Annotated in this window: 21 protein-coding genes and 1 tRNA gene; 17 read left to right on the forward strand and 5 right to left on the reverse strand. The window is 64.8% G+C overall.

Annotated elements, in window-relative coordinates; genetic code table 11:
• From MTR64_RS17035 to obgE, 7 genes are all read left to right on the forward strand, one after another.
• Positions 1–509 (forward strand): SPOR domain-containing protein (locus MTR64_RS17035; RefSeq protein ID WP_243995713.1); only part of this gene is annotated, 509 nt, incomplete at its 5' end.
• A 194-nt stretch (positions 510–703) separates the two neighbouring features.
• Positions 704–1,213 (forward strand): YbjN domain-containing protein, encoded by a 510-nt coding sequence (locus MTR64_RS17040; RefSeq protein WP_243995759.1) that lies wholly within the window; start codon positions 704–706, stop codon positions 1,211–1,213.
• 61 nt (positions 1,214–1,274) lie between these two features.
• Positions 1,275–2,081, forward strand: a complete 807-nt coding sequence (locus MTR64_RS17045) for a pyrroline-5-carboxylate reductase family protein (RefSeq protein ID WP_243995714.1) — start codon at positions 1,275–1,277, stop codon at positions 2,079–2,081.
• A gap of 147 nt (positions 2,082–2,228) precedes the next feature.
• Positions 2,229–2,969 carry a Bax inhibitor-1/YccA family protein gene (locus MTR64_RS17050; protein ID WP_243995715.1) on the forward strand — a complete coding sequence of 247 codons (741 nt, stop codon included), beginning with the start codon at positions 2,229–2,231 and terminating at the stop codon, positions 2,967–2,969.
• A gap of 150 nt (positions 2,970–3,119) precedes the next feature.
• Entirely contained in the window at positions 3,120–3,869 is a 750-nt protein-coding gene (locus MTR64_RS17055; RefSeq protein ID WP_243995716.1) for a hypothetical protein, read from the forward strand.
• Positions 3,870–3,991: 122 nt separating this feature from the next.
• Positions 3,992–4,067: transfer RNA gene (locus MTR64_RS17060), tRNA-Ala, on the forward strand.
• 229 nt (positions 4,068–4,296) lie between these two features.
• Positions 4,297–5,352 (forward strand): GTPase ObgE, encoded by a 1,056-nt coding sequence (gene obgE, locus MTR64_RS17065; RefSeq protein ID WP_243995717.1) that lies wholly within the window; start codon positions 4,297–4,299, stop codon positions 5,350–5,352.
• Between the two features lie 106 nt (positions 5,353–5,458).
• Here the strand turns inward: obgE and MTR64_RS17070 are convergent, their stop codons facing one another.
• Entirely contained in the window at positions 5,459–5,785 is a 327-nt protein-coding gene (locus MTR64_RS17070) for a UrcA family protein (RefSeq protein ID WP_243995718.1), read from the reverse strand.
• 233 nt (positions 5,786–6,018) lie between these two features.
• On the reverse strand, positions 6,019–6,450 hold the full coding sequence (locus MTR64_RS17075) for a hypothetical protein (RefSeq protein ID WP_243995719.1): 432 nt from the start codon (positions 6,448–6,450) through the stop codon (positions 6,019–6,021).
• A gap of 307 nt (positions 6,451–6,757) precedes the next feature.
• On the opposite strand from MTR64_RS17075, the gene proB reads away from it, so the two are divergent.
• The 4 genes from proB to MTR64_RS17095 all read left to right on the forward strand — a co-directional run bounded on the left by proB (position 6,758) and on the right by MTR64_RS17095 (position 10,951).
• A complete protein-coding gene (gene proB / locus MTR64_RS17080; protein WP_243995720.1) occupies positions 6,758–7,888 on the forward strand; it encodes a glutamate 5-kinase in 1,131 nt (376 codons plus the stop codon).
• Positions 7,885–8,811, forward strand: coding sequence for an NAD-dependent epimerase/dehydratase family protein (locus MTR64_RS17085; protein WP_243995721.1), 927 nt, complete (start codon positions 7,885–7,887; stop codon positions 8,809–8,811). The genes proB and MTR64_RS17085 overlap by 4 nt, the downstream gene beginning before the upstream one ends.
• Before the next feature lie 233 nt (positions 8,812–9,044).
• Entirely contained in the window at positions 9,045–10,046 is a 1,002-nt protein-coding gene (locus tag MTR64_RS17090; protein ID WP_243995722.1) for a bile acid:sodium symporter family protein, read from the forward strand.
• A gap of 557 nt (positions 10,047–10,603) precedes the next feature.
• Positions 10,604–10,951 (forward strand): hypothetical protein, encoded by a 348-nt coding sequence (locus MTR64_RS17095; RefSeq protein ID WP_243995723.1) that lies wholly within the window; start codon positions 10,604–10,606, stop codon positions 10,949–10,951.
• Between the two features lie 48 nt (positions 10,952–10,999).
• Here the strand turns inward: MTR64_RS17095 and MTR64_RS17100 are convergent, their stop codons facing one another.
• Both MTR64_RS17100 and MTR64_RS17105 read right to left on the reverse strand, forming a co-directional pair.
• Entirely contained in the window at positions 11,000–11,602 is a 603-nt protein-coding gene (locus MTR64_RS17100) for a TetR/AcrR family transcriptional regulator (protein WP_243995724.1), read from the reverse strand.
• A complete protein-coding gene (locus MTR64_RS17105) occupies positions 11,599–12,834 on the reverse strand; it encodes a cytochrome P450 (RefSeq protein ID WP_243995725.1) in 1,236 nt (411 codons plus the stop codon). Before MTR64_RS17105 ends, MTR64_RS17100 begins: the two co-directional genes overlap by 4 nt.
• A 376-nt stretch (positions 12,835–13,210) precedes the next feature.
• On the opposite strand from MTR64_RS17105, the gene MTR64_RS17110 reads away from it, so the two are divergent.
• From MTR64_RS17110 to MTR64_RS17130, 5 genes are all read left to right on the forward strand, one after another.
• The gene (locus MTR64_RS17110; protein ID WP_243995726.1) at positions 13,211–14,992 is read left to right on the forward strand and encodes a methyl-accepting chemotaxis protein; all 1,782 of its coding nucleotides are present in this window, start codon (positions 13,211–13,213) and stop codon (positions 14,990–14,992) included.
• A gap of 222 nt (positions 14,993–15,214) precedes the next feature.
• The gene (locus tag MTR64_RS17115; protein WP_243995727.1) at positions 15,215–16,054 is read left to right on the forward strand and encodes an SDR family oxidoreductase; all 840 of its coding nucleotides are present in this window, start codon (positions 15,215–15,217) and stop codon (positions 16,052–16,054) included.
• Between the two features lie 4 nt (positions 16,055–16,058).
• Positions 16,059–17,231, forward strand: a complete 1,173-nt coding sequence (locus tag MTR64_RS17120; RefSeq protein WP_243995728.1) for a hypothetical protein — start codon at positions 16,059–16,061, stop codon at positions 17,229–17,231.
• Between the two features lie 10 nt (positions 17,232–17,241).
• Positions 17,242–18,432, forward strand: coding sequence for a sulfotransferase family protein (locus MTR64_RS17125; RefSeq protein ID WP_243995729.1), 1,191 nt, complete (start codon positions 17,242–17,244; stop codon positions 18,430–18,432).
• Entirely contained in the window at positions 18,429–19,457 is a 1,029-nt protein-coding gene (locus MTR64_RS17130) for an alcohol dehydrogenase catalytic domain-containing protein (protein WP_243995730.1), read from the forward strand. Before MTR64_RS17125 ends, MTR64_RS17130 begins: the two co-directional genes overlap by 4 nt.
• 7 nt (positions 19,458–19,464) lie before the next feature.
• Here MTR64_RS17130 and MTR64_RS17135 read toward each other — a convergent pair whose 3' ends face one another.
• A complete protein-coding gene (locus MTR64_RS17135) occupies positions 19,465–20,709 on the reverse strand; it encodes an MFS transporter (protein WP_243995731.1) in 1,245 nt (414 codons plus the stop codon).
• 566 nt (positions 20,710–21,275) lie between these two features.
• On the opposite strand from MTR64_RS17135, the gene MTR64_RS17140 reads away from it, so the two are divergent.
• Positions 21,276–23,840, forward strand: coding sequence for a TonB-dependent receptor (locus MTR64_RS17140; protein ID WP_243995732.1), 2,565 nt, complete (start codon positions 21,276–21,278; stop codon positions 23,838–23,840).
• The last annotated feature ends 54 nt before the right edge of the window (positions 23,841–23,894 follow it).

The raw sequence follows: 23,894 nt of genomic DNA on the forward strand, positions 1-23,894 counted from the left end.
CGCCCGAGCCCTCCGCCCCGCCGCCGCCCGCACCGGCGCCGAAGCCTGTGGAAGCGGCGCCACAACCGTCGCTGACCGCAGCTTTTGCTGATCTGGGCAAGCCGACGATGCAGGCCGCTCCTGCCTCGGGCGCGGTGGACATCCGCAAGATCGAACCGGCGCGCCCCGAACCGAAGCCCGAGCCCAAGGTCGAGGAAAAGCCCAAGCCGAAGAAGCCCGCACCGCCCGCGCATCCCAGCCGCATCTGGGTGCAGATCGGCGTCGGGCGCGACAAGAAGGCGATTGCCTTCGACTGGCGGCGCTATACCCGGCAGGAGCCCGCGCTGTTCAAGGGGCGCAAGGCCTATATCAGCGAGATGGGCCGCACCAACCGCATTCTGGCCGGGCCTTTCGAAACGCAGAAGGCCGCCAATGAATTCATCGCCGATCTCAAGAAGGCCGGCTTCGATGGCGTGCTGCCGTGGACGAGCCCGGCAGGGCAGGTGGTCGACGTCCTTCCGGTCAACTGATTGCGGCTTTGCCCGATCGGGCCGGAATTCCGGCCCGATCCGCAGCATCTGTTAATACGCGGTTAGCCTTATCCACACGCTGTAAACAGACTTGTGCAGTTTTGCGCAGGTGATCGCGTCTGCCGGATTGTACTCGACCGCCGATGCAAAGCATCCATGCGCCTGAAGCACACGGAGGGCTTGTGTCGGAATTTATGAGGACGGTTCAGGACGATATCGATCGTGATGATGATGAGGCCGCTCCGGTGGAAATGCTCGCTTCGCTGTTCGAGGCGCGGGACTGGCCTTTCGAATATTCCAGCGAGGATGAAATCTCGGCGGAAGTGAAGGGGGCCTGGGCGACCTACCAGTTCCAGGCGGTCTGGCGCGCGGAGGACCGGGTGCTGCAGCTCCTGTGCCTGCCCGACATCCGCATCACCGATGGCAAGCGCGCGGCGATGTACGAAGCGCTGGCGATGATCAACGAGCAGGTCTGGCTGGGCCACTTCGACGTCTGGTCGAACGGCGGCGTGGTGCTCTATCGCCACGGGCTGATGCTGGGCGAGGACGGGCTTCTCGGGCCGGGGCAGGCGCAGATGGTGGTTGAGGCGGCGATCGAGGAATGCGACCGCTTCTATCCGGTCTTCCAGTTCATCCTCTGGGGTGACAAGACCCCGGCCGAAGCACTGGCAGCAGCGCTGGTGGACGCGGCCGGAGAAGCCTGACGGGGCTGTCGGGCCCCCGGGGCTCTTGGCAGTATGCGCACGCTCGCCTAAGCGGGCGCACATGGACCGCTTTCAGAACATTCTCCTCGTCGGCTGCGGCAACATGGCCGGCGCCATGCTCACCGGATGGCTGGCGGGCGGCATTCCCGCCTCGCGCTTCACTGTCGTCGATCCGCATCGCAGCGAGGTCCCCGCAGGTGTGACGCTGCGCAGCGACCTGCCCGATGGCCGCTTCGACGCGATCATGCTGGGGGTAAAGCCGCAGGGTCTGGACGACGTGGCGCCAGTGCTTGCTGCCATGGCCGGGCGCGAAACGGTGCTGTTCTCGATCCTTGCGGGGGTGGAGTTCGACAGCCTGGCCGCGCGTTTCCCGGATGCGGGGGCGCTCGTGCGCATCATGCCAAACCTAGCCGCGGCGATCGGCAAGTCGCCCATCGCACTCGATGCGCGCGGGCTGGACGAAGTGGGGCGGGCTTCCGTCACCGCCCTGATGGCGCATCTTGGCACGCCGGAATGGCTGGCGGACGAATCCCTGTTCGACGCCGTCACCGCGCTGGCGGGCTGCGGTCCGGCCTTTGTCTACCGCTTCATTGACTCACTTGCGGCAGGTGCCGTGGCGCTGGGGCTCGACGAAGGGCAGTCGCAGCGGCTGGCGCTGGCGATGGTCGAAGGTGCGGCGCAGCTGGCTGCTTCGTCGGAATTCTCGCCCGGCGAGCTGGCGGACAAGGTGGCCAGCCCGGGCGGTTCGACCCGCGCAGGCATGAACGTGCTTGATCGCGGTCAGGCGCTGGCGCGAATCATCGCCGAGGCCATGGCCGCGTCGCGCGATCGCAACGCCGAGATGGCGGCCGAAGCGCGCAAAGCCTGATCGCCGCACGGCAAACCTGACAGAACTTGTACAATTTGTCACAATTCGCCGGCGCCGGTTTTTCTTGAATCTTTAGGATTGCGGCCCGATATTGCATGCGTGCGGGGACCGCGTTGTGCGGAAGGCCCCCGCGAAAGGGAGTTTGAAATGGCGAATTGGAACGACCCCCAGCCCCGTCAGGGCTTCGGTGCGTCGCCCAGCCTGGACGGACGTGCGGCTGGCCGTGCCACTTATGACATGGGGCTTCGTCGGCACATGCTGTCGATCTACAACTACATGGCCTCGGGCGTGCTGCTTTCGGGCGTGGTCGCGCTGCTCTTTGCAAATTCCGGCATGGCCATGCAGATGGTCACCTCGCCGCTGCGCTGGCTGGTGATGCTGGCCCCGCTCGGGTTCGTCTTCGCGATCAGCGGTGGTGCCAACCGGTTCCAGGAATCGACGCTCAAGATGCTCTACTGGGGCTTCTGCGTGGTCATGGGCCTCTCGCTCTCGACCATCTTCCTGGTCTTCACCGCCAGCTCGATTGCGACGACCTTCTTCGCGACGGCTGCCGCCTTCGCCGGCCTCAGCCTCTATGGCTACACCACGAAGAAGGACCTGTCGGGCTTCGGCACGTTCCTGATCATGGGTGTCGTCGGCATTCTCGTTGCGATGCTGATCAACCTGTTTGTCGGCTCGACCGTGCTGCAGCTGGTGATCTCGGTTCTGGGCGTGCTGATCTTCGCGGGTCTCACTGCCTACGATACGCAGATGCTCAAGAACCAGTACTACCACCTGCGCGGCACCGAGTTCGTCGGCAAGGCGGTGGTTCTCGGCGCGCTCAGCCTCTATCTGGACTTCATCAACATGTTCCAGTTCCTGCTGAGCTTCCTCGGCAACCGCAACTGAGCAGAAACAGGCCCGGATCGCGCCGTTTGGCGCGGTAATCCACAGCCTCGACTCGACTGATAGGGATGCCCGGTGCGTTTCGTCGCACCGGGCATTTTCTTTGACCGGCGCTATCGCTAGATATCGTGATGCGTGATGGAGTGTGATTGGGTGGATTACCGCAAGTTCAAAGACCTTGGCCGCAGGCTGCCGCTTCTGGCGGGTTCGGCGATCGTTCTGACGGTCGCAGCACTTTCGGGCTGCGCCGCCCCGCCACCGCCTCCGCCGCCTCCTCCGCCGCCCGTCGCGGTCGTTCCGCCAATGCCGGTGCCGCCCATGGGCGCGCCGCTGGAGATGACCATTCCGCCGCATGATGCCGATGGCAGTCGGCACACGGTCAACAGCGGCATTTCCACGTCGCAGGCGGTGTGGAACCTGCGTTCCGCCTACAACGTCGCCGCGCTCAATTGCGTCGAGGCGGAATACGCGCCGATCCTCGCAGGCTACAAGCGCTTCCTGGGCGTCTATGCCAAATCGCTGGCGGCCGCGAACCGGGAGATCGACGCCAGTTTCCGTACTCAGCACAAGGGCCGTGCGGCCATCGTGGCGCGGGAATCCTATCAGACCCAGGTCTACAACTTCTTTGCCCTGCCGCCGGTCGACGCCGAGTTCTGCAAGGCGGCGATGGAACTGACCACCGAGCTCGAAACTGTCGATGCGGGCCAGTTCAACACCTATTCCTTCGTCGGCCTTGCCAAGATGGAAGCCCCGTTCAAGGCCTTTTTCGACAGCTATGAGAAGTACAAGGCGGATCTGGCCGCGTGGCAGGCCCGCTATGGCGGCGGGCTGATCACCGTGCGTCCGGATTTCGACCAGCAGGCCAGCCAGCAGGCGGCCCATTCGCCGACGTACGCGCAATAATCGTCCGGCGGGCGCCGCGCGGAATCTTTCACGCGGCGCATTTTTGCTCTTTCATGGCGAAGATGTCTTCGCTAAGGGGGCGCCTCCCGGGCGTCGAGCGGCGTGTCGGGCAATACCGGAACGGGGCCGTAGCTCAGCTGGGAGAGCGCGTCGTTCGCAATGACGAGGTCAGGGGTTCGATCCCCCTCGGCTCCACCAGGTATTGATACTCTTGCTGACCGGCCGCACATTGCTGCGGCCGTTCGCGTTTTAGACTGGTGCGCCTTCGGCATCCGCCAAAGGCTTGCGGCACCAGCCCACGCCCCCACCCGGCCTCCCATCCATGGTACACTCGTGGGAGGCCGGGTGGGGGCGTGGGCTGGTGCCGTTTCCGGCGGTCAAGTATCGCCACACTCGACAGCTTCGCAATTCCGCCGGATAAGACATTATGCATTTTCTCGACCAGGCCAAAATCTACATTCGCTCCGGCGCGGGCGGGCCGGGTGCGGTATCGTTCCGGCGAGAAAAGTATGTCGAGTACGGCGGCCCCGACGGCGGCAATGGCGGCAAGGGCGCGGACATCATTTTCGAGGCGGTGGCTGGCCTCAACACCCTGATCGACTTCCGCTATACCCAGCACTTCAAGGCCCCGCGCGGCGGCCACGGCATGGGCAAGAACCGCAATGGCGCGGCGGGCAAGGATCTTGTCATCAAGGTTCCCGTCGGCACCCAGATCATCTCGGACGAGGACGACGAGACCGTGCTGGCCGACCTGACCGAGGCGGGCCAGCGCGTCACGCTGCTCGAAGGCGGCATGGGCGGGCGCGGCAATGCCAGCTACAAGACCAGCACTAACCGTGCCCCGCGCCAGCACCAGCCGGGCATTCCGGCGGAGGAAATGTGGGTCTGGCTGCGGCTGAAGCTGCTGGCGGACGTCGGCCTTGTCGGCATGCCCAACGCGGGCAAGTCCACTTTCATCAACAAGCTCTCGAACACCAAGGCCAAGGTGGGCGCCTATGCCTTCACCACGCTGCGCCCGCAGCTCGGCGTCGTGCACCACAAGAACCGCGAATTCGTGCTGGCCGACATCCCCGGCCTGATCGAGGGCGCGGCCGACGGCGCGGGCATCGGCGACCGCTTCCTCGGTCACATCGAGCGATGCCGCGTGCTCGTCCACCTCATCGACATTTCCAGCACCGACCCGGTCGAGGCGATGCAGGTCGTCGAGGAAGAGCTGGAAGCCTATGGCGGCGGCCTGGAAGACAAGCCGCGCCTTGTCGCGCTCAACAAGATCGACCTCGTCGACGACGAACTCGCGGCGGCCTATGCCAGGGAACTGCTCAAGGCTGGTGCCGACGAAGTGTTCCCGATCTCCGGCGCGACCGGCAAGGGCATGTCGAAGCTGCTCGACGCGGTGATCGAATACCTCCCCGCCGCGACCGTGACCGAACGCCCCGAAGGCGAGCAGGAAGAAGCCGACGAGAAGCCCTGGTCGCCGCTTTGAGGCGGTCGTTTCGCTGAGCTGTTGCCCGCCGGGCGATCCGCGCGCAGCATCCCGCGGGATTCCCGCCCGATATTGCTGACCGGTCGAGCGGGAGTGTTTCCAGCCCTTATTGCTCGATGATCACACTTCGCTTCGGCGTGTGCGCATTGGCCAGCGCCAGCTCGCGCCCCGTATCGGCGGTTTGGCGTGCTTCGCTGACGCAACGGTACCAATCGTTGAACCCCTTGGGGCCGGGCATTCCCAGTTTGCCGCAGACCTTGGAGACGGCGTCTTGCAGGCGGCGGTTGAGCACGGCCACCTGGCTGGCTTTCTGCAAATCCAGGTCGGTGTATTTGACCACCGCCGTGCGTTGAATGCGCGACATGGCCTGGGTCGGAGCGAGTCCGGCGAAGGCCGTGATCGCCGCGAGCAGGATTATTGCTGGCTTGATCATGTTCGGCTCTCCCATTGATTTTCACGCCGGGGCAGGTTTCGGGAGCCGAGGGCGAATGGCGGGGAGCCATTCCCGGGCGGCCGGTTTCAGCCATGGCGTTTCAGGTGCCTTATTAGGCACCTGAAACGCTAACTCCGTTCATTGGCGAAGAGTTCCCAAATGGGCAGGCAAGGCCGGGATTGCCCGGCATCGGTAATCCAAGGCCCCCGTCAAAAGGGGGATTTCCCCTAATTCTAGAACGGCAGCGCCGCGCTATCCGGCGCGACCCAGTCCTGCCGGGCCTCGGGGGTGAACAGCCTGTCCCGCGTCCAGTAGCCCAGCAGCCAGTCCGGATGCCCGTGTGGCGAAGCCATCAGGCTTGCCAGCACGTGATGCAGCGGCGTGTCTGCCGGGTGCGCGTGCAAGTGGTGCGCGGTGGCCCGCATCGAGGCCAGCGTGATGGTGTGGTGATAGCCGCTGCTGTCGGAGTTCACCGTGCCGGTCGCCTCGTTGAAGCGCGTGATGAGGCCGCGCATCGCGTCCGGCGCGGTCAGCTCCGGGCGGTGCCGCGCCAGCCACAGCGCGGCGGCCCAGTGGGCCTCGTGCGTCCATTCCGCCTTGGGCAGGCTGCGCTCGATGAAGCGCAGGGCGAGGCGTTCGATTTCGGAATCGGTTGAAAGTGTCATGCCTGTTGTCCTGTATGAAAAAGCCCAACCGGCATGAAAAACCCCGCCGATCGGGCGGGGTTGATGAGCCTGTGCTCGAAAAGGGGCCGGGTTACCGGGTCCCTGAATCGAACGCGCGCACCGACACCGCCGGGAAGCGACGGGTTTGTTGCTTGAGGGTGGCGATCTTCGCGTTCATGAGCATTCCCTAACATTCGCAGGGCAATCAGGCAAGCGACTGTGCTCGCTCACCCGGTCCCTCGGCGCGACTGGCCGCGCAAGCAAGCGCTTCCCCCGGCGCGGGAATTCTCCTAGAGGCTGGCCGCCCATGCCTATCGCTGCTCTCTCCGACCTTGCCGGCAAAGCCGAGTGTCCGCTCCTTGTGATCAAGGTCGGCTCCGCCCTGCTCGTGGGCAAGGAGGGCGTGCGGCGCGAATGGCTGACGGGGCTTGTCGCTGAGATCGCCGAGGCGCGGGCGCGCGGGCAGCAGGTGATCGTGGTTTCCTCGGGCGCAATCGCGCTGGGTGCGGCGACGCTGGGGCTGGACAAGGGCGGGCGCGGATCGCTCGCCGACGCGCAGGCCTGCGCCGCCGTCGGCCAGATCGCGCTGTCGGGTCTTTGGGCCGAATTGCTCGGCAGCCACGGATTTACCGCCGCGCAGATGCTGCTGACGCTGGAGGACCTCGAAGACCGGCGCCGCTATCTCAATGTCACCGCCACGCTGACCCGGCTGCTCGATGCGGGCGCGGTGCCGGTAATCAACGAGAACGATTCCGTCGCCACACAGGAAATCCGCTTCGGAGACAACGACCGTCTGGCCGCGCGCGTGGCGCAGGCGGCACAGGCGAGCGCGGTGCTGCTGCTCTCCGACATCGATGGTCTCTATGATCGCCACCCGAAGGAACCGGGCGCGCGGATGATCCCGGTGGTCGAAGGGGTGACGGCCGAGGTCAAGGCCATGGCCAGTGCGGATTCGAATTCGGGCATGGGCTCGGGCGGCATGATCTCCAAGCTTCAGGCCGCCGAGATCGCCGAACTGGCGGGCATCTGCCTCGTGATCGGCAATGGCCAGCATGACCGCCCGGTCGCGCGGGTGACGGGCGAGGGCATCGGCACCTTGTTCCTGCCCTGCCGCAAGGCGAGCGCGCGCAAGGCCTGGCTGGGCGGGCGGCTGCGGCTCAAGGGCAGTCTGGTGGTCGACGCCGGGGCGGCAGCTGCGCTCGAGCGCGGCTCCAGCCTGCTCGCCAAGGGCATCACCGAAGTGGAAGGCGTGTTCGAGCGCGGCGATCCCGTCGCCATCGTCGATGGCGCGGGGCAGGTTCTGGCGCATGGCCTTTCCGAATACGACGCGGCCGAATGCGCGGCGATTACCGGCATGCATTCCAGCGAGCAGGCGGCCGTGCTCGGTTATGCCCCGCGTTCCGCCGTCGTCCACCGCGACCAGATGGTGCTGAAGTGATCGAGACCGGCAAGCCGGTGGTCGCGCTGACGGGCGCGACCGGTTTCGTCGGGCAGGCGGTGCTCGATGAAGCCCTGAAGGCGGGCTACGCGGTCCGCGCGCTGACCCGGCGAGATCAGCCCGGGCGCGAGAACGTGCACTGGGTACGCGGAGAACTCGGCGATACCGCCTCGCTCGCCGAGCTCACGCGCGGCGTGGATGCGGCGATCCACGTGGCAGGGGTGGTCAACGCTCCCGATGCCGCCGGGTTCGAGGCAGGCAATGTCACCGGCACGCTCAACCTGATCGAGACGGCGGTGGCCAAGGGTATCCCGCGTTTCGTCCATGTTTCCTCGCTGTCCGCGCGCGAGCCGGACCTCTCTGCCTATGGCGCTTCCAAGGCGCGGGCGGAGAAGCTGATCAAGGCCAGCCCGCTTGACTGGACCATCGTGCGCCCGCCCGCGATCTATGGCCCGCGCGACAAGGAAATGTTCGAGCTGTTCCGCGCCGCGCGCTGGGGCGTGATCCCGACGCCTGCCGAAGGACGCGCCTCGATGATCCATGTCGAGGATCTGGCGCGGCTGCTGGTGACGCTGGCCCACAGCGGGAATGATATTTCGGGCCGCACCTTCGAACCCGACGATGGCAAGGCACAGGGCTGGGACCATTACGAACTGGCCCGCGCGATCGGCTGGGCCATGGGGCGGAGGCCCAAGGTGCTGGGTCTGTCGCGCAAGTCTCTGGAGAGGGCGGCCAGGGTGGACAACTTCTTCCGAGGTACCAAGGCCAAGATGACCCTGGACCGCGCGGCCTACTTCAGCCATCCCGACTGGGTGGTTTCCCCAGGGGGTGCCGTGCCGTCATCTCTATGGCAGCCGAGGATCGCGACGCGCGAGGGGCTCAAGGCCACCGCGCAGTGGTATCGGGACAACAAGTGGCTTTGACTTTAGGTCGTTGGGTTCCATTCAAATCCCGCTCGTCCTGAGCCTGTCGAAGGACGTTTGGCTGACGCCGGGGGTGGCCCCCTTCGACAAGCTCAGGGTGAGCGGACGTTGGGCGGATGCTGGGTGCGTGACGCTCTAAACCTGCGGAAATCAACTTTCCGGGCGTTACAGAACTGTTGCCTGAAAGCCTGTTCAGGCTAACAGGGGCGTTCCATGGCAAAGCAAGTCCTCACATGAGCTTCAGTCCGAACCGCCTGCTCGCGCGGTTGAACATCGATCCCTACCTGTTGCTGCTGGTCGGCACGGTGGGACTGGCCTCCGTGCTGCCCGCGAAAGGCGTCTGGGCGGGCATTGCGGGCGGCGTGGCCGACGTGGGCATTGCCCTGTTGTTCTTCCTGCACGGCGCCAAGCTTTCGCGCGAGGCGATCATCGATGGTGCCAAGGCGTGGAAGCTGCATCTGACGACGATGTCGCTGACTTTCGTGCTGTTTCCGCTGCTGGGGCTGGGCGTGCAGGCGATCCCCGGCCTCGATCCGACGTTGACGATGGGCGTGCTGTTCCTGACCCTGCTGCCCTCCACCGTACAGTCCTCGATCGCGTTCACCGCGATTGCCGGGGGCAATGTCGCAGCGGCAGTGTGCAGCGCCTCGTTCTCGAACCTCGCGGGCATCTTCGTGACGCCGCTGCTGACCGCGCTGCTGATCACCGGCAAGCAGGGCGGGGCCTTCTCCACCGACCCGGTGATCGCGATCGCCACGCAGCTGCTGCTGCCGTTCCTTGCCGGGCACTTCCTGCGCCCGTGGATCGGCGCCTTCGTGCACCGGAACAAGAAAGTGCTGGGCTACGTCGACCGGGGCTCGATCCTGCTGGTCGTCTACACCGCGTTCGGCGCGGCGGTGCTGGAAGGCTTGTGGGGACGGGTGACGCTCGGCGAACTCGGGCTGATCGCGGTGATCTCGCTGGCGATCCTCGCGGTGGTGATGGTCGCGTCCTCGCTGATCGGCAAGGCCATGGGCTTCTCGCGCGAGGACCGCATCGTGCTGCTGTTCTGCGGCTCGAAAAAGAGCCTCGCGACCGGCGTGCCGCTGGCGGGCGTGCTGTTCGCCCCGGCGCAGGTGGGTGCGGTGATCCTGCCGCTGATGTTCTTCCACCAGATCCAGCTGATGGTCTGCGCCATCCTTGCGCGGCGATTTGCGGCGGAGGCTGAGGCCGAAGGGGCGGTAGAGGCGGCTTAGTTGCGTCCCGGTGTGAACGAATGGCTGTTCTTGGGGAGCGTTTGAGAGCCGCTGAACGACCGGAAGGTCGGGGTGAGCGGACTTAGGTCGTTGGGGTCAGTGCCGCCTTGCCAGTTTCAGGACGACTCCTCGAACTGTCCAAACCAAGAAGACTGGTCCTGCCAGTGCGCTAAGCCCCCAAGCCGTCATGAACGGATAAACGATAACAGGGCTAGTAAGTTCGCCGCTGAAACGAAGCATGACAAAGCTGCACGCAATGAACACCACAGCAGATATGCAGAGGCAGAATGCAGTCCTTCGGAGCGCCATGAGCAACTCTTCGCGCCTTTCAGTCACTTTCGTCAACGTCCGAAATGTCGGCGTGTCCGGAATGGCAGCTTCCAGATTAAAATCGTGAAATGCTGTCCTTCCGATGCAAGGTCGACCGCTGCCGAATGCGGGATCCTGCTTTCCGAACGATGGCCCGAAGCGCCAACGCGGTTCCTGCGGGTGGATAAAGGGAAAGTTTAGCAGTTCGTCCGCTATCGGTCTTTCATCGAGCGGATGGAGATTGAACGATGCGGCGTTTCGCGTGGATTGCCTTTGCCCTTGCTATTCCCACCAGCGCGATTGCGGGGACATATGGTTTCGAAATCGGGCTGGGGAGCGCGCAGAACATGGATGGTGCGACGGTGCCCGAGGTGGTGCTGACCGTGGATGCGGGGCGCACCCGGCTCGATCGGGCGCAAGTGCAGGGTGCCGTCAGAAGCCAGCTTTCGCATTTGGGGGTTACACCGCACATCGTGGAAGTTCAGACCGTGGCCACGGCGGCCATCCAGTTCGCTGCCGGGCAGGATGCGGGGTCACAGACCATGTGTTTCGAGCGTTGGTGTGCCAGCGTCGCGCTGTCGCATGGCGGCCATTGACGGTCGCCTGATTTTTCGGGTGGCGGGCAGGCAAGCGGCCCGCGCCCCCTAACGCTTCCCCACCGGCTCCGCCTGCCGCAAGGCCCATTCGGCGAGCTGACGCACTTCGCGGTGGCCGCCGCGCAGGCCCAGCGTCGCTTCGAAACCCATCAGGTGAGAGACCCAGGTCAGCGCCATGACGAGGCCGATCGGGCTTGCGGGTGCGCCTTCGGGCAGGGCACTGTCCGCCGAGGGCGCCAGCTTCTCCACTTCCAGCGCGCGCAGTTCCTCGCCGAATGCTACCGTCTCGCGCCGCACCGCCTCGTTGTGGTTGGCCAGCGCGAGGTATTCCATTGTCAGCGCCGCGTCGAAGGGATCGGCAAAGCATTGCCACAGTGCGTGAAGCGGGCGCTCGGCGGCCATGGCCTCCTCCACCCGCGCCCGCATCTGCGCGGTGCGGCGGCGGTAGGCGGCGAGCAGCAGGTCGTCCATCGTCGCGAAGTAGTAATAGACGGTCTGCTGGTTGATGCCCGCCCGCTCGGCCACGCGGCGCGAGGTGAGGGCGCCGTAGCCTTCCTCGCGCATCACCGCCTCGGTCGCGTCTAGCAGCGCGCCATGCGTGGCGGACGAGCGCGATCCCATCCGCCGCTTCGGGACGGTCGCCGTGGTCATGCGGGCTCCGGAACGCGGGCCGGGGCGGGATCGAAGGCGATCGGCAGCGACTTGATGCCCCACACCCCGGCAAAGCTGCGCCAGCTGGCCGGGGCAGTGTGGCGCGGGTTGGTAAGCCGCTGGGCGATGAGGTGCGTCGCTTCCTCGACATTGGCCTGCGCGAGGAACTGGCCAAGGCAGATATGCATGCCGCGCCCGAAGGCGAGCGGGGCGGTGCGGTCGGGCCGGCCCGGATCGAACGTCAGCGGATGGTCGAACAGTTCGGGATCGCGGCCCGATATGCCCAGCGGGAACAGCAGCATGGTGCCGGCCGGGATCGTCACGTCCTGCCAGGTCACGTCGCGCGTGGTCACGCGATAAGTGTTGGAAGGGCTGGTCAGGCGCAGCTGCTCGCGCACCACCGAGCGGCAGTACTCCTTGTCCTCGGCGCACCGCTTCCAGATGGCCGGGTATTCGATCATCGTGTCCATAAGCAGCGTGAGCAGGTTCTTCGAGGTGTCGTAGCCGGCGCCGAACAGGAACACGAGCATCTGCCGCAGCTCCTTGTCGGTCAGCTCGCCGCGGGTATTGGCGGCGATCAGGTCGTCGAGAAGATCGCCCTTTCCGCCGTCCGGCCCGCGCTCCTCGATCAGCTCGTCCACGAAGCCCCAGAGCACCTGATAGGCCGCCTCGATCTTCGGCATGTCCTCCACGATCATGTTGAAGCTGGAGCCCTGCACCTCGAGCGAGGAGATGATGCCGGGCAGCTTGGCGACGTCGCCGCCGATCAGCGCGAACATCACCCGCACCGGGAAATTGGCGGCGAATTCGGTGAAATCGAAGGCGCCCCTCGGCGCCCACTCGTCCAGCAGTGCGGAGATCGTCGCGATCATCACCTGGCGCATCCGCTTGACGTTGTTCGGCCCGAACGCACCGCTGACCGCGCCGCGCAGCCGCTGATGATCCGCGCCATCGCGCACCAGCATCATGTCCTGCGCGAAATCGCCCCAGCCGGTGCCCTCGGCACCCATGATCGAAACGATCTCGGCGCCCGGCATCTTGAGCGCGTCGTCCATCCGCATGATCTCGTCAATCGCGCGGTAGGAGGTAAGCACCGGGCCGATCACGCTCTGCGCCAGCCAGGGATGCCGGGCCCGCGCCTGTTCCAGCCAGGGATCGGGATCGGCGGCGAATTCGGGTGTTTCCACCGGCAGGTGGAACAGGTCGAGCTGTTCAAGGCGCTGGGCCGTCATGCGGGTTTTCCTCTCTCCGGGCTGGCGCGATTCTTTGGTGTGGCGCCATTTGCCAATCAGTTTGTTAGCACAGTCTCGGGTGAATGCATTGGAAAATCGGCAAATGGATCTGACCGGTTTGTCATTTTTCGGTCATTTTAATGACAGACACCGCGCTTGCGGAGCGCGCTATCCCGCGCAATCCGGGGCTTTTATCCGGACTTTCTCGTAAGGCGCGATGAGGCCGATTTCAGGAAATCGGGCCTAGCAAGGTCCTCTAAAAAGCGGTCGCCTGCACTGTGCAGGGCGGCGCCAAAAAGGATGAAAATCGATGTCATACGGGTCCGTGCAAGGCACAGGTTGGCTGCGCCGTCAGTCGATTTCTCGCAGGCTCAGCATGCAGTCGCTGGCGGCCGTGGTGCTGGCGCTCTGTCTTGTCGCGACAGCGGCCATCGGGTCCATGCTTTCGCTGCGGATGATCGGGCTCAAGGACCAGACTTCGCAGCAGGCGCTCTACGCTGCCCTGCTCGAAAAGGATTTCGCCTCGCTTGAGCGCGACGTGTTCCGCAACGCCGTTTATGGCACGAAAGATACCCAGGAAGGGTGGCAGGGCAACGCGAAGGACTTCGGGACTTCGATCAGTGAGACCCGCGCGCGGGTGGATGCCCACGAACTTGAGCAGGTCGGGATCGTCAGCGACAAGGCGAAGGAATACGTGAGCGCAGTTTCCGATGCCTTTGCGAGCGGTCATGCCGATACGGCAGAGCTGGACCATGTCGCCGCGATCGGCAACGAAGTCGACGACAACATCGAGAAGATCCGCGACCCCGTTATCGCCCGCAGCGACGAGATTGCCGCTCAGCAGCAGCAGGTCGCGACCTGGGTCATGATCCTGAGCGTCGGGTTCGCGGTTCTCGCGGGCGTAGTATCCTACCTTCTGGCGCGCGCGATCCGCAACAGCATCGGTGACGAACTGGATTCGCTGCGTTCCGCGATCGGTGCCATCGAGGCAGGCCGCTTCGACGAGCCTATCGAGAACATGGACCGGACCGACGAGGTCGGCGATCTTGCCCGCGCCGCGGCACGGCTGCGCGACGCTCTGCGCGGCAAGGAACAGGGCGACGCCGAAGCGCGCCAGATGATCGATCTGGTTGGCGACCGCCTGCGGGCCATGGCGGCGGGCGACCTAACGGTGGAACTGCCGCGACTGGGCGACGCGTACCGTCAGCTCGAGCAGGACTTCAATGCCACCGCTGTGCGCCTGCGCGAGGCCATGGAATCGGTCTCGCGCTCCACGCACGCGATCCGCACCGGCTCGCTGGAAATCAGCCAGGCATCGGACGATCTGGCGCAGCGCACCGAACACCATGCCAGCGAACTGGGCCATACCGCGAGCTCGGTCAGCACGCTGAGCCAGGCCCTGCAGGAGACCGCCCAGAACGCACTCGAAGCGCATCGCAGCGTCGATGCCGCGGTCGGCGAAGCTCGGCGTGGCGGCGAAGTGGTCGGGCAGGCCGTCACGGCGATGGAGCAGATCGAGAAATCGACCGGCGAGATCGGCCAGATCATCGCCGTCATCGACTCGATCGCTTTCCAGACCAACCTTCTGGCGCTCAACGCGGGCGTCGAGGCGGCCCGTGCCGGTGATGCAGGCAAGGGCTTCGCGGTCGTTGCCACCGAAGTGCGTGGTCTTGCCCAGCGTTCGGCCGAGGCGGCCAAGGACATTCGTGGGCTGATCGAAACCAGTTCGGGCCAGGTGGCGTCCGGTGTCGACATGGTGCGCAAAACCGGCGAAGCGCTCAAGACGATCATCGAGCGCATCGACCTGGCCACCGAAGTCGTCACGCGCATCAGCTCGGCGTCGTCCGAACAGGCGGGCAACCTGCGCGAAACCAACGATACGATCAGCAAGATGGACGTGGTGACGCAGCAGAACGCTGCCATGGTCGAGGAATCGACCGCCGCGGCGCGCAGCCTTGCCAGCGAGGCCGACAACCTTGCCGCGCTCGTCGGCGGCTTCAGGCTCGGCAATGACAAGGTGGTGTCGTTCAGCCCGGCCAAGGCCCCGGCAGCGCCGCGTCGTGCCCCGGCGGCACGTTCTGCCTCTGCACCGGCTGCCGCTGCGGCTGCCGTTGCATCGGCTCACGTGATCGACGAGGCGGACTGGTCGGAATTCTGATCCCGTCCTCCGGGTTGTCTCCACTGGCAATCGAAGCCTGCTTTCCGGTGACGGGAGGCAGGCTTTATTGCATCTGCGCTTCCATTTCCCCGCCATCTGCAAGACGCTTCGGCACTCCCTCTGGCTTGTTTAGATAGCTTATACTATCTAAACGATCGAAAGTGATTCTTCCGGCGAGGCAACCGATGACCGCGGCCGGAAGTGGAGGAAGGGGAGACGGGCATGCTGAACCTCGATGGGCTGGGCTATGGCGGCAAGACGGTGGTGGTCACCGGCGGTTCGTCCGGCATGGGCGAGCAGGTGGCGCGCATTCTCGGCGAACTCGGCGCGAAAGTGCACATCGTCGATATCCGTGAGCCCAAGGTGGCGCACGAGAGCTTTCATCAGGTCGATCTCGCCGATTTTCCGGCGGTGAAGAAGGTGGCCGAAGCGCTGGCTGCGCTGGCGCCCATCGACTTCGTGTTTCCCTGCGCCGGGCTGCCGCCGACGGTGAAGGGGCCGATGTACTGCATGCAGGTGAACTACATCGGCACGCGCCATTTCGTCGAATGCCTGCTGCCTTCGCTGAACGACGGCGCGGGGATCGCGCTGATCTCGTCGGACGCAGCGCTGGGCTGGCAGAAGAACCTTGCGCAGTGCCTGGAAATGCTGGCGATTTCCGATCCGGACGAGGCGCTGGCGTGGTGTCAGGCCGATCCGGAAATGCGCGTGCGCGACGGCTACACCTCGTCGAAGGAGATGCTGGTGGTCTGGGTGCAGAACGCGGCGGTAAAGCTCGGCAACGAGCGGCGCATCCGACTCAATGCCATTGGCCCGTGCCCGACGAAGACCGCGTTCATGGACGAACAGGGGCAGTACCTGCCAGAGGGCTTCCTCGATGCGTGGCCCTATCCTTCGCTCGGCCGCATGGCGACGGCGGAGGAGCAGGCCTGGCCGCTGGTGCTGCTGAACTCGCCGCTCAATGCCGCCGTGACGGGGGCGTTCCTGCTGACCGATCAGGGCTTTGCCAGCGGTGTCTATACCGGCGCCATTGACCCCTCATTCATGACCGGAGGCAAGTAAGGCGATGGAAATCGAACCCACCATCCTGTCGTACCTCGCCGATCTCGAAGGCGCGGTCGCCAACCTCAGGGACACCTGGCACCCGGACGATCCGGCCTACCGCGCCGACGTCTACCGCCAGACGATGACGAGCCTGTCCTACGCCTATTTCATGTACTTCCACGCCGATGCCGAACATCCCGACTGGGCGCCGCTGTGGAACCCGGTCTACACGCTTCAGCCCAATCCTGACGACATCTACGTGCAGTCGCCGATCCGGGGTGACCTGACCTACCGCGTTTCGGGAAACCGGGGGACGTGCAAGATCCTCTCGTTCACCTCGCAGAAGGCGCTTTCGGGCACGGTGGACGAACTCCCGCGTCCGGGCGGCCACAACGAACTCGATACCAATGACATCGGCATCGGGCTGGGCGAGGACTTCTCGATCGTGTTCAGTGCCGAACGGCCCAAGGGCTATGAAGGCCATTGGGCGCCGATCGATCCCGATGCGCGCGGCATGTTCACCCGCTACCGCATGTACGACTGGCACAACGAGGTGGACCCGGTGCTGTCGATCGAATGCCTCGATCCGGTCCCCCCCAAGCCGCGCCTGATGCCGGAGGAAATCCTGCATCGCATTCAGGAGATGGCGAAGTTTCCCGCGCGGAAGACGAAGCTCTACTATGCGATGCAGAACGGGGTGAAGGACCGCGTCGGCTTCAATGTCTTCGAACCGCTGCGGATGCCGGGCGCGCTGGTCAAGCAGACCTACTGGCCAGCGGTGTTCCAGCTTGAGGAAGACGAGGCGCTGATCATCGAGACCGAGATCCCGCAGCGCGCGCCCTACTGGAACATCCAGCTCAACGATCCCTACTTCAACGCGCTGGAATACGTCTACCGGCTCAGCAGCTCCAACGGCGCACTGGCCACGCTGTCGAGCGATGGCATGTATCGCGCCGTGATCGCGCTGACCGATCCGGGCGTGCCCAACTGGCTCGACCCGGCCGGGTACAAGGAAGGCGGCATCTACGGCCGCTGGTACGACTGCGACAGCGAGCCGGTGCCCACGATCACCCGCGTCAAGCTGGCGGACCTGCGCGAGCATCTGCCCGATGATACGCTAGTAGTGACGCCCGAGCAGCGCGCGGAGGAAATCCGCCGCCGCGTGGTGGCCTGCCAGCGCCGCCGCCGGTGGTGAGGAACTGATCATGGACCTGAGTTACGATCCGCCCGAAGCGTTCCGCCACGCGCTGGGCCAGCTACACGAGGTGGTTATTGCCGAGACCGGCCTGACCGATTTCGGCCCCGAGGACTATCTGCCGGGGCTCAAGGTCCTGCTGCAATCGATGGACTACGATCCGCACTTCTCCGAGACCGGGCGCCGCGTTGCCTGGGGCATGGTGGTGGGTGTGCTGCGGGGCAGGGCGCAGGCCTATGCCGCGATGAAGGCCAATCCCGGCTTCGATGCCCGCCCCATCCTTGCACCGGTGGTCATCACCGGGGTGCCGCGCACCGGCACCACGGCGCTGCACCGGCTGCTGGCGGTCGACAGGCGTTTTCAGGGGTTGCAGACATGGCTGCTCGACAGCCCCATGCCGCGCCCGCCGATCGAGACCTGGAGCGACTATCCGGAATTCCAGAAAACCGTTGCGCAGCTCGAGGCGCAATATGCCGCCGCGCCCGATGCCAAGGCCGCGCATTACCGCGCCGCCGAGGAAGTGCATGAATGCTGCATGGTGCTGCGCCAGTCGTTCGTCTCTAACCTGTGGTCCTGCGGCTGGTCGGCAGCGACCTATGACGCCTGGTGGCAGTGCCAGAGCGAGGCGGCGGCCTACAGCCACTTCCACAAGTGCGTGCAGCTCATCGGCATGAACGAGCCGGAGAAGCGCTGGCTGCTCAAGAATCCGGGGCATATCGAGTACCTCGACCTGCTCTTCGCGGTGTTCCCCGATGCCCGCGTGATCCAGACCCACCGCGATCCCGCCAAGGCGGTGCCGAGCCTCGTCTCGCTGCTGATGAACCTCAACAACGTAATGGAGGGCGACCGGCCGCAGCAGCGCGCGGAGAACCTGCTCCAGCGCGAGGTGGCCAAGTGGGCCAATGCGGTGCGCAAGGCGGACAAGGTGCGCGAGAAGCATCCCGGACAGGTGCTCGACGTGGTTCATGCCGACTTCCACGCGCGCCCGATGGAGACAGTCGAAGCGATCTACCGCTTCATCGGCATGGACATCCCCGGGGACACCCGCGCCGCGTTGGCGCGGCGGATCGAGGAAAAGCCCGAACTGCAGCACGGCGTGCATCGCTATTCCATCGCGGATTTCGGCATGACCGAGGAAGAGGCGCGGGAGCCGTTCGGGGACTATGTCGAACGCTACGATCTGGTGGAGACAAAGCGATGAAAGCCGCGATCTATCCGGGCGAAGGCAAGCCCATCGTCATCGAGGACATTGCCGATCCCGTTCCCGGCCCCGGCGACCTGCTGATCCGCGTCGACCGCTGCGGCATCTGCGGCACCGACCTGTCGATGACCAAGGGCGGCCAATGGGACTACGGAAAGGGCGTCCAGTTCGGCCACGAGTACGCCGGCGAGATCATCGAAGTCGGCAAGGACATCTCGGGTTGGAAAGTGGGCGAGCGGATCGCGGTGCTGCCCTCGGTCGCCTGCGGAACCTGCCCGTCGTGCACGGCGCACGGCAACAACGTGCTGTGCAGTGCCAGCCCGGCCTCGGCCATGGTCGGCTTTGCCGAACTGGCCAAGGTTCCCGCCAGCGTAGCGACGCGGCTGCCGCAGACGCTCTCGATGGCGGACGGCGCGCTGATCGAGCCGATGGCGATCAGCCTCTACGGCACCAGGATGGCGCATATCCAGCCGGGCGACAGCGTGGTGGTGCTCGGCGGCGGCACGGTGGCGCTCTATGCGATCTACTGGGCGCGGCGGCTGGGGGCAGGGCGGATCGTCGCCATGTCGCGCTCCTCGCGCCGCAAGGACCTGTGCCTCGAGATGGGCGCCGATGCCTTCGTGGCCTTTGGCGACAACGAGATCGGCGAGGTGCAGGAAGTGCTCGGCGGGGCGCCGCAGGTCGTGCTCGAATGCGTGGGCGCCGAAGGGATGCTGATGAAAGCGGTCATGCACGCCGCGCAGTTCGGCCGCATCATCTCGCTGGGCTTCTGCACCGCGCCCGATCCGGTGATCCCCGGCATGGCGAGCTACAAGTGCGTCTCGATGCAGTTCGCGGTGGGCTATTCGATGAAGGAGTTCATCTACATCGCCGAACAGCTCGACCGGGATCGCATCCGCGGCGCCGGTACGCCCGACCCCAAGGCGATCGTCAGCGGCAATATCGGCCTGAAGGACCTGCCCGCGATGTTCGAAACCCTGCGCGGCCCGAACAACGAGACCAAGGTCCACGTGCGCTGTAGCTGACGGGTGCTCAGGCTGGCGCGAGAGTGCGTGTCTGGCGTTCCCCCCGGCCCAGCAGCAGGAGCAGCGACGACCCCAGAAGCACCCCGGTTCCGGCAATCAGCAGGAACTGGTTGAAGTGCCCCGTGCGCGCCAGCGACCAGCTGAGCAGAAGCGCTCCCCCGCCGTTGGAAAGCGCCGCGGCCGCGGTCAGCAGGCCCAGAACGCTCGAATAGATCGCGGTGCGGAAATAGCGGGCAACAAGGAAGGCCAGCACGTCGCCTTCCGCGCCGACCGCGAAGCCCAGGCAGAAAACCGACAACGTCACGATAGTCATCGTATCCTGCGGCGATGCGAGCGCGAACAGACCCATGGCCGGGAGTACCATCGTCACGAAGGACACGAGATGTGGCGGCAAACGGTCGAGGGCAACGCCGGTCAGGAAGCGTCCGAGCAGCATACCGGCGGCGAGCGTCGTGAACATCACCGACGCGCCGGTCCCGGTCACGCCGTTGTCGAGCACCAGCATCTTGAGTTGCACGAGCACGAGCGTGAGCGGCAGGTTGCACAGGAGCATGGCGCCCAGCAGGATCCAGAACGGCGGCGAGCGCAGGATCAGCGGGTAGTCCGATCGGGCACTGCGTGCGGCTTGCGTCCGCGCCTTGGGCGCGGCGCCGGATGCAGCATCGCCGGTGTCCGGGGCGTCGCGCGGAAACAGCAGGAAGGTGACGATGCCGGTGACCGTCACGAACAGGGCCATCGCGCGATAGGCAGCGGCCCAGCCATGGACTTCCACATAGTCGTTGAGCAGGGGGCCGCCTGCAGCACTGAATACCGCCGGGCCGCAGGCGATGATCGCGAGCGCAAGCCCGCGCGCCTTTACCACGTGCTGGACGGCAAGCCGCGAATAGACGGTTGCGGTCGTCGTCACGCAAAAGAACGTCTGAATCACGTAGAAGACCGCGAACAGTGCGAACGAGCCGCCGCACAGGCTGAAGCCCAGGAAAGTCAGGGGCATCAGAACCAGGCCGATGGCCGCAGTCGCGCGCACGCCGATCACGTCCGCCAGCCGGCCGATAAAGGGCATGGCAATGGCAGTGAGCACGCCCAGGCTGCCGATCAGCGCGAACTGCGCCTTGTCCCAGCCGGTATCGGCGACCAGCGTCGGCGCGATCGCGCTCGTGACGGTGCCGGCAATCGACATGCCCGTGCCCATGCCCAGCGTTGCCGCCAGGATCGGCCGCCATGCCGTGGCGATTTCTGACAAATAGGCCAAGTGCCGGTCCTCTCCCGCGCAAATCCGGATCATTTTTCCGGCCAGCTTGGCAGATCACCCCAAGTCAGGGAAGCGTGGCGAATAGACCCCAGCGGCTGCAGCAGAAAAAGAAGCCCATGCCTTGAATGGCGTTGGCCTGTTACCGCCATGACGATACGCGGACGGGGCGGATTGAGAGGCATTGTATACTAACTGGCAGTCTTGGCATCTTTCAGGCGCCGGGCCATGCCTCTTTGCCAACAATGATTCGGGTTCGCTTCGGCGCACATCGGACGGCGGCCGATGCCGCAATTGCAGCATATGATCGCTGCTGTGTCGTAAAAAGCACCTCGACCCATGCAAATTGACTGCGACGGAAATCGCTCTTTTGCGCACCTGTGGCCGGAACGACACGGCTATTTGACAAGTGTCTAGTTGTGTACAGGCGAATGACGAATTCGCGTTGACGAATCTGTCTTCGGGGCACTAGTTCGAAACTGAGAATTGTTCATCTTCATTTCGAACAATTTGAATCGGCAGATCGTCACAGGCGACAATCCGGTTGGGAAGTAACAGGGAGGGAATGCATGAAACTACACCACAGGACGATTCTGCTTGCAGCGACCGCGCTGGGCGGGGCCGTGGCCACGCCGGTCATGGCGCAATCGGCGGATCAGGGCAGTGCCAACGACATCATCGTGACCGCACAGCGCATCGAACAGCGCCTGCAGGACGTGCCGGTCTCTGTCACCGTTTTCAATCAGGAGACGATCGACAACAACGCGGTCAGCAACATCAAGGACCTTGCCCAGTACACGCCGGGCCTGCAGGTCAACAACCGCTACGGCGCGGACAGCACCAATTTCTCGATCCGCGGCTTCACGCAGGAACAGCGCACCACCGCGACGGTGGGCGTCTACTTCGCGGAGGTGGTCGCGCCGCGCGGTTCGGGCGCATCGTTCGGCGGTGACGGTGCCGGTCCCGGCGCCCTGTTCGACCTCCAGAACGTGCAGGTCCTGAAAGGCCCGCAGGGCACCCTGTTCGGCCGCAACTCGACCGGCGGCGCGGTGCTGCTCGTCCCCAAGAAGCCGACCGACGTGCTGGAAGGCTATGTCGAGGGTACCGCAGGCGACTACGACCTGTTCGGGGTCCAGGCCGTCCTCAACATTCCGCTGGCCGACACTTTCAAGGTCCGCCTCGGCGGCGAACACAAGCAGCGTGACGGCTACCTGCGCAACATCGGCAACCTTGGCGACGGCAAGTACGGCAGCAAGGGTATGGGCAATCTCGACTACTGGACGTTCCGCGCCAGCGTGGTGGCCGATCTGACGCCGGACCTCGAAAACTACACGATCGCGACTTACACCAAGTCGAAGAGCAACGGCACGATCCCGAAGATCCTCGACGCCTATCCCGGCGTTCTGGCCTCGGGCATTCCCTTCGGCGACATGGCCTATGCCCAGTACCAGCGTGAAGCGGCTTACGATCCGTGGACCGTCTCGAACCGTCTGCCGGATTCGCAATCGACCATCGAACAGTGGCAGATCATCAATAAGCTGACCTGGCATGCCAGCGACAACATCACGGTCAAGAACATCCTGTCCTACGGTGAATTCCGCGGCAAGACGAACCTCGATCTGTTCGGCACCTACTTCATCAATCCGAACGTCACGCCGGGAACCGAAACATCCGGCAGCCAGGTGGGCGGTTTTGCGTTCACCCACATCAACCCGTGGACCGGCCTCACCAACGCTCAGTCGACCTTCGTGGGCGAACTGCAGGTGCAGGGCGTCTCGGACGATGGCCGCCTCAACTGGCAGATCGGCGCCTACTCCGAAATCAGCGATCCGCTCGGCAAGTCGGGCGTGCTGACCGCCACCTTCTCGGCTTGCGGCGACATCACTACGTTCGATTGCCCGCTGACGGTCCTGCCCAACTACATCGCCCCGGGCGTGAATGGCTTCTTCTCGTTCGGCTCGATCAACGGCCAGCTCTCGAGCACCAAGTTCGAGGACTATGCTACGTACGGGCAGGCCAGCTACGACATCACCGACAAGCTGAAGTTCACTGCCGGTATCCGCTACACCTGGGACAAGCAGAGCACGGACGTGCAGCAGCTGCGTCCGCGTCTGGCGCAGGGCATCTACTTCTGCGGATCGCCGGTTGGCGTTTCCAGAACATCCGGGACCACAATTACGGCAACCACGCCGTTCCCGATCAGCGGAATCTATGATGGCTGCCATGACATCCAGAGCAAGTCGTCCAAGGCCCCGACCTGGCTGATCGGTCTGGACTACAAGCCGGTCGACGACGTGCTGCTCTATGCCAAGTGGACGCGCGGTTACCGTCAGGGCGGTCTGTCGATCTTCAGCCCGGATACGACGCAGCCCTATGATCAGGAAAAGGTCAACACCTACGAACTGGGCCTCAAGTCCAGCTGGCGCGGTGTCATCCCCGGCAGCTTCAACATCTCGGCCTTCTACAACGACTTCACCAACCAGCAGCTGCTGCTGGGCGTGCAGGATCTGATCGCCAACACCGACGGCACGCCGACCGCGCCGCCGAGCGCCTCGATCGTGAACTCGGGTTCTTCAACGCTCCAGGGTTTCGAAGCCGAACTCAATGTACGGCCTTTCGAGGGCATGCGCATCGGCGTCGCCTATGGCTACCTGAAGACCAAGATCAAGGAGCTGGTGGCACCGACATTCGCGCCGGGCTCGCCGTATGACACGGTGACCTTGCCGAACGTCGGCGATCCGATCCCGAACGCGCAGCCGCACAAGCTGACGGTCTCGGCCAATTACACGCTGCCGCTGCCGGAATCGGTCGGACAGGTGACCATCGGCGGAACCTGGCTCTACACCGGCAAGTTCCGTTCGGTGGCGGATGGCACCGACGGCCGCGCGCTGAACGGTACGATCTACTCCTCCGCCGGCGCGGGCATCGTGCCGAGCAGCAACGTGCTCAATCTCAACCTCAACTGGAACAATGTCGGTGGCATGCCGGTCGACGCGACGCTGTTCGTGACCAACGTCACCAAGGAACTGGTCATTCTCAACATCAACGAGAATACGTCCCGTGGTTTCGTTTCCGGCCTGATCGGCGAACCGCGCATGTGGGGCGTTCGCCTGAAGTATCGTTTCGGCCAGTAACAGCCACCCCGGCCGAAACAGAAGCGGCGGGCTCCGGAATGCCGGGGCCCGCCG

Source organism: Novosphingobium album (ex Hu et al. 2023) (assembly GCF_022832385.1).
In the GTDB taxonomy this organism is placed as follows: domain Bacteria; phylum Pseudomonadota; class Alphaproteobacteria; order Sphingomonadales; family Sphingomonadaceae; genus Novosphingobium; species Novosphingobium album.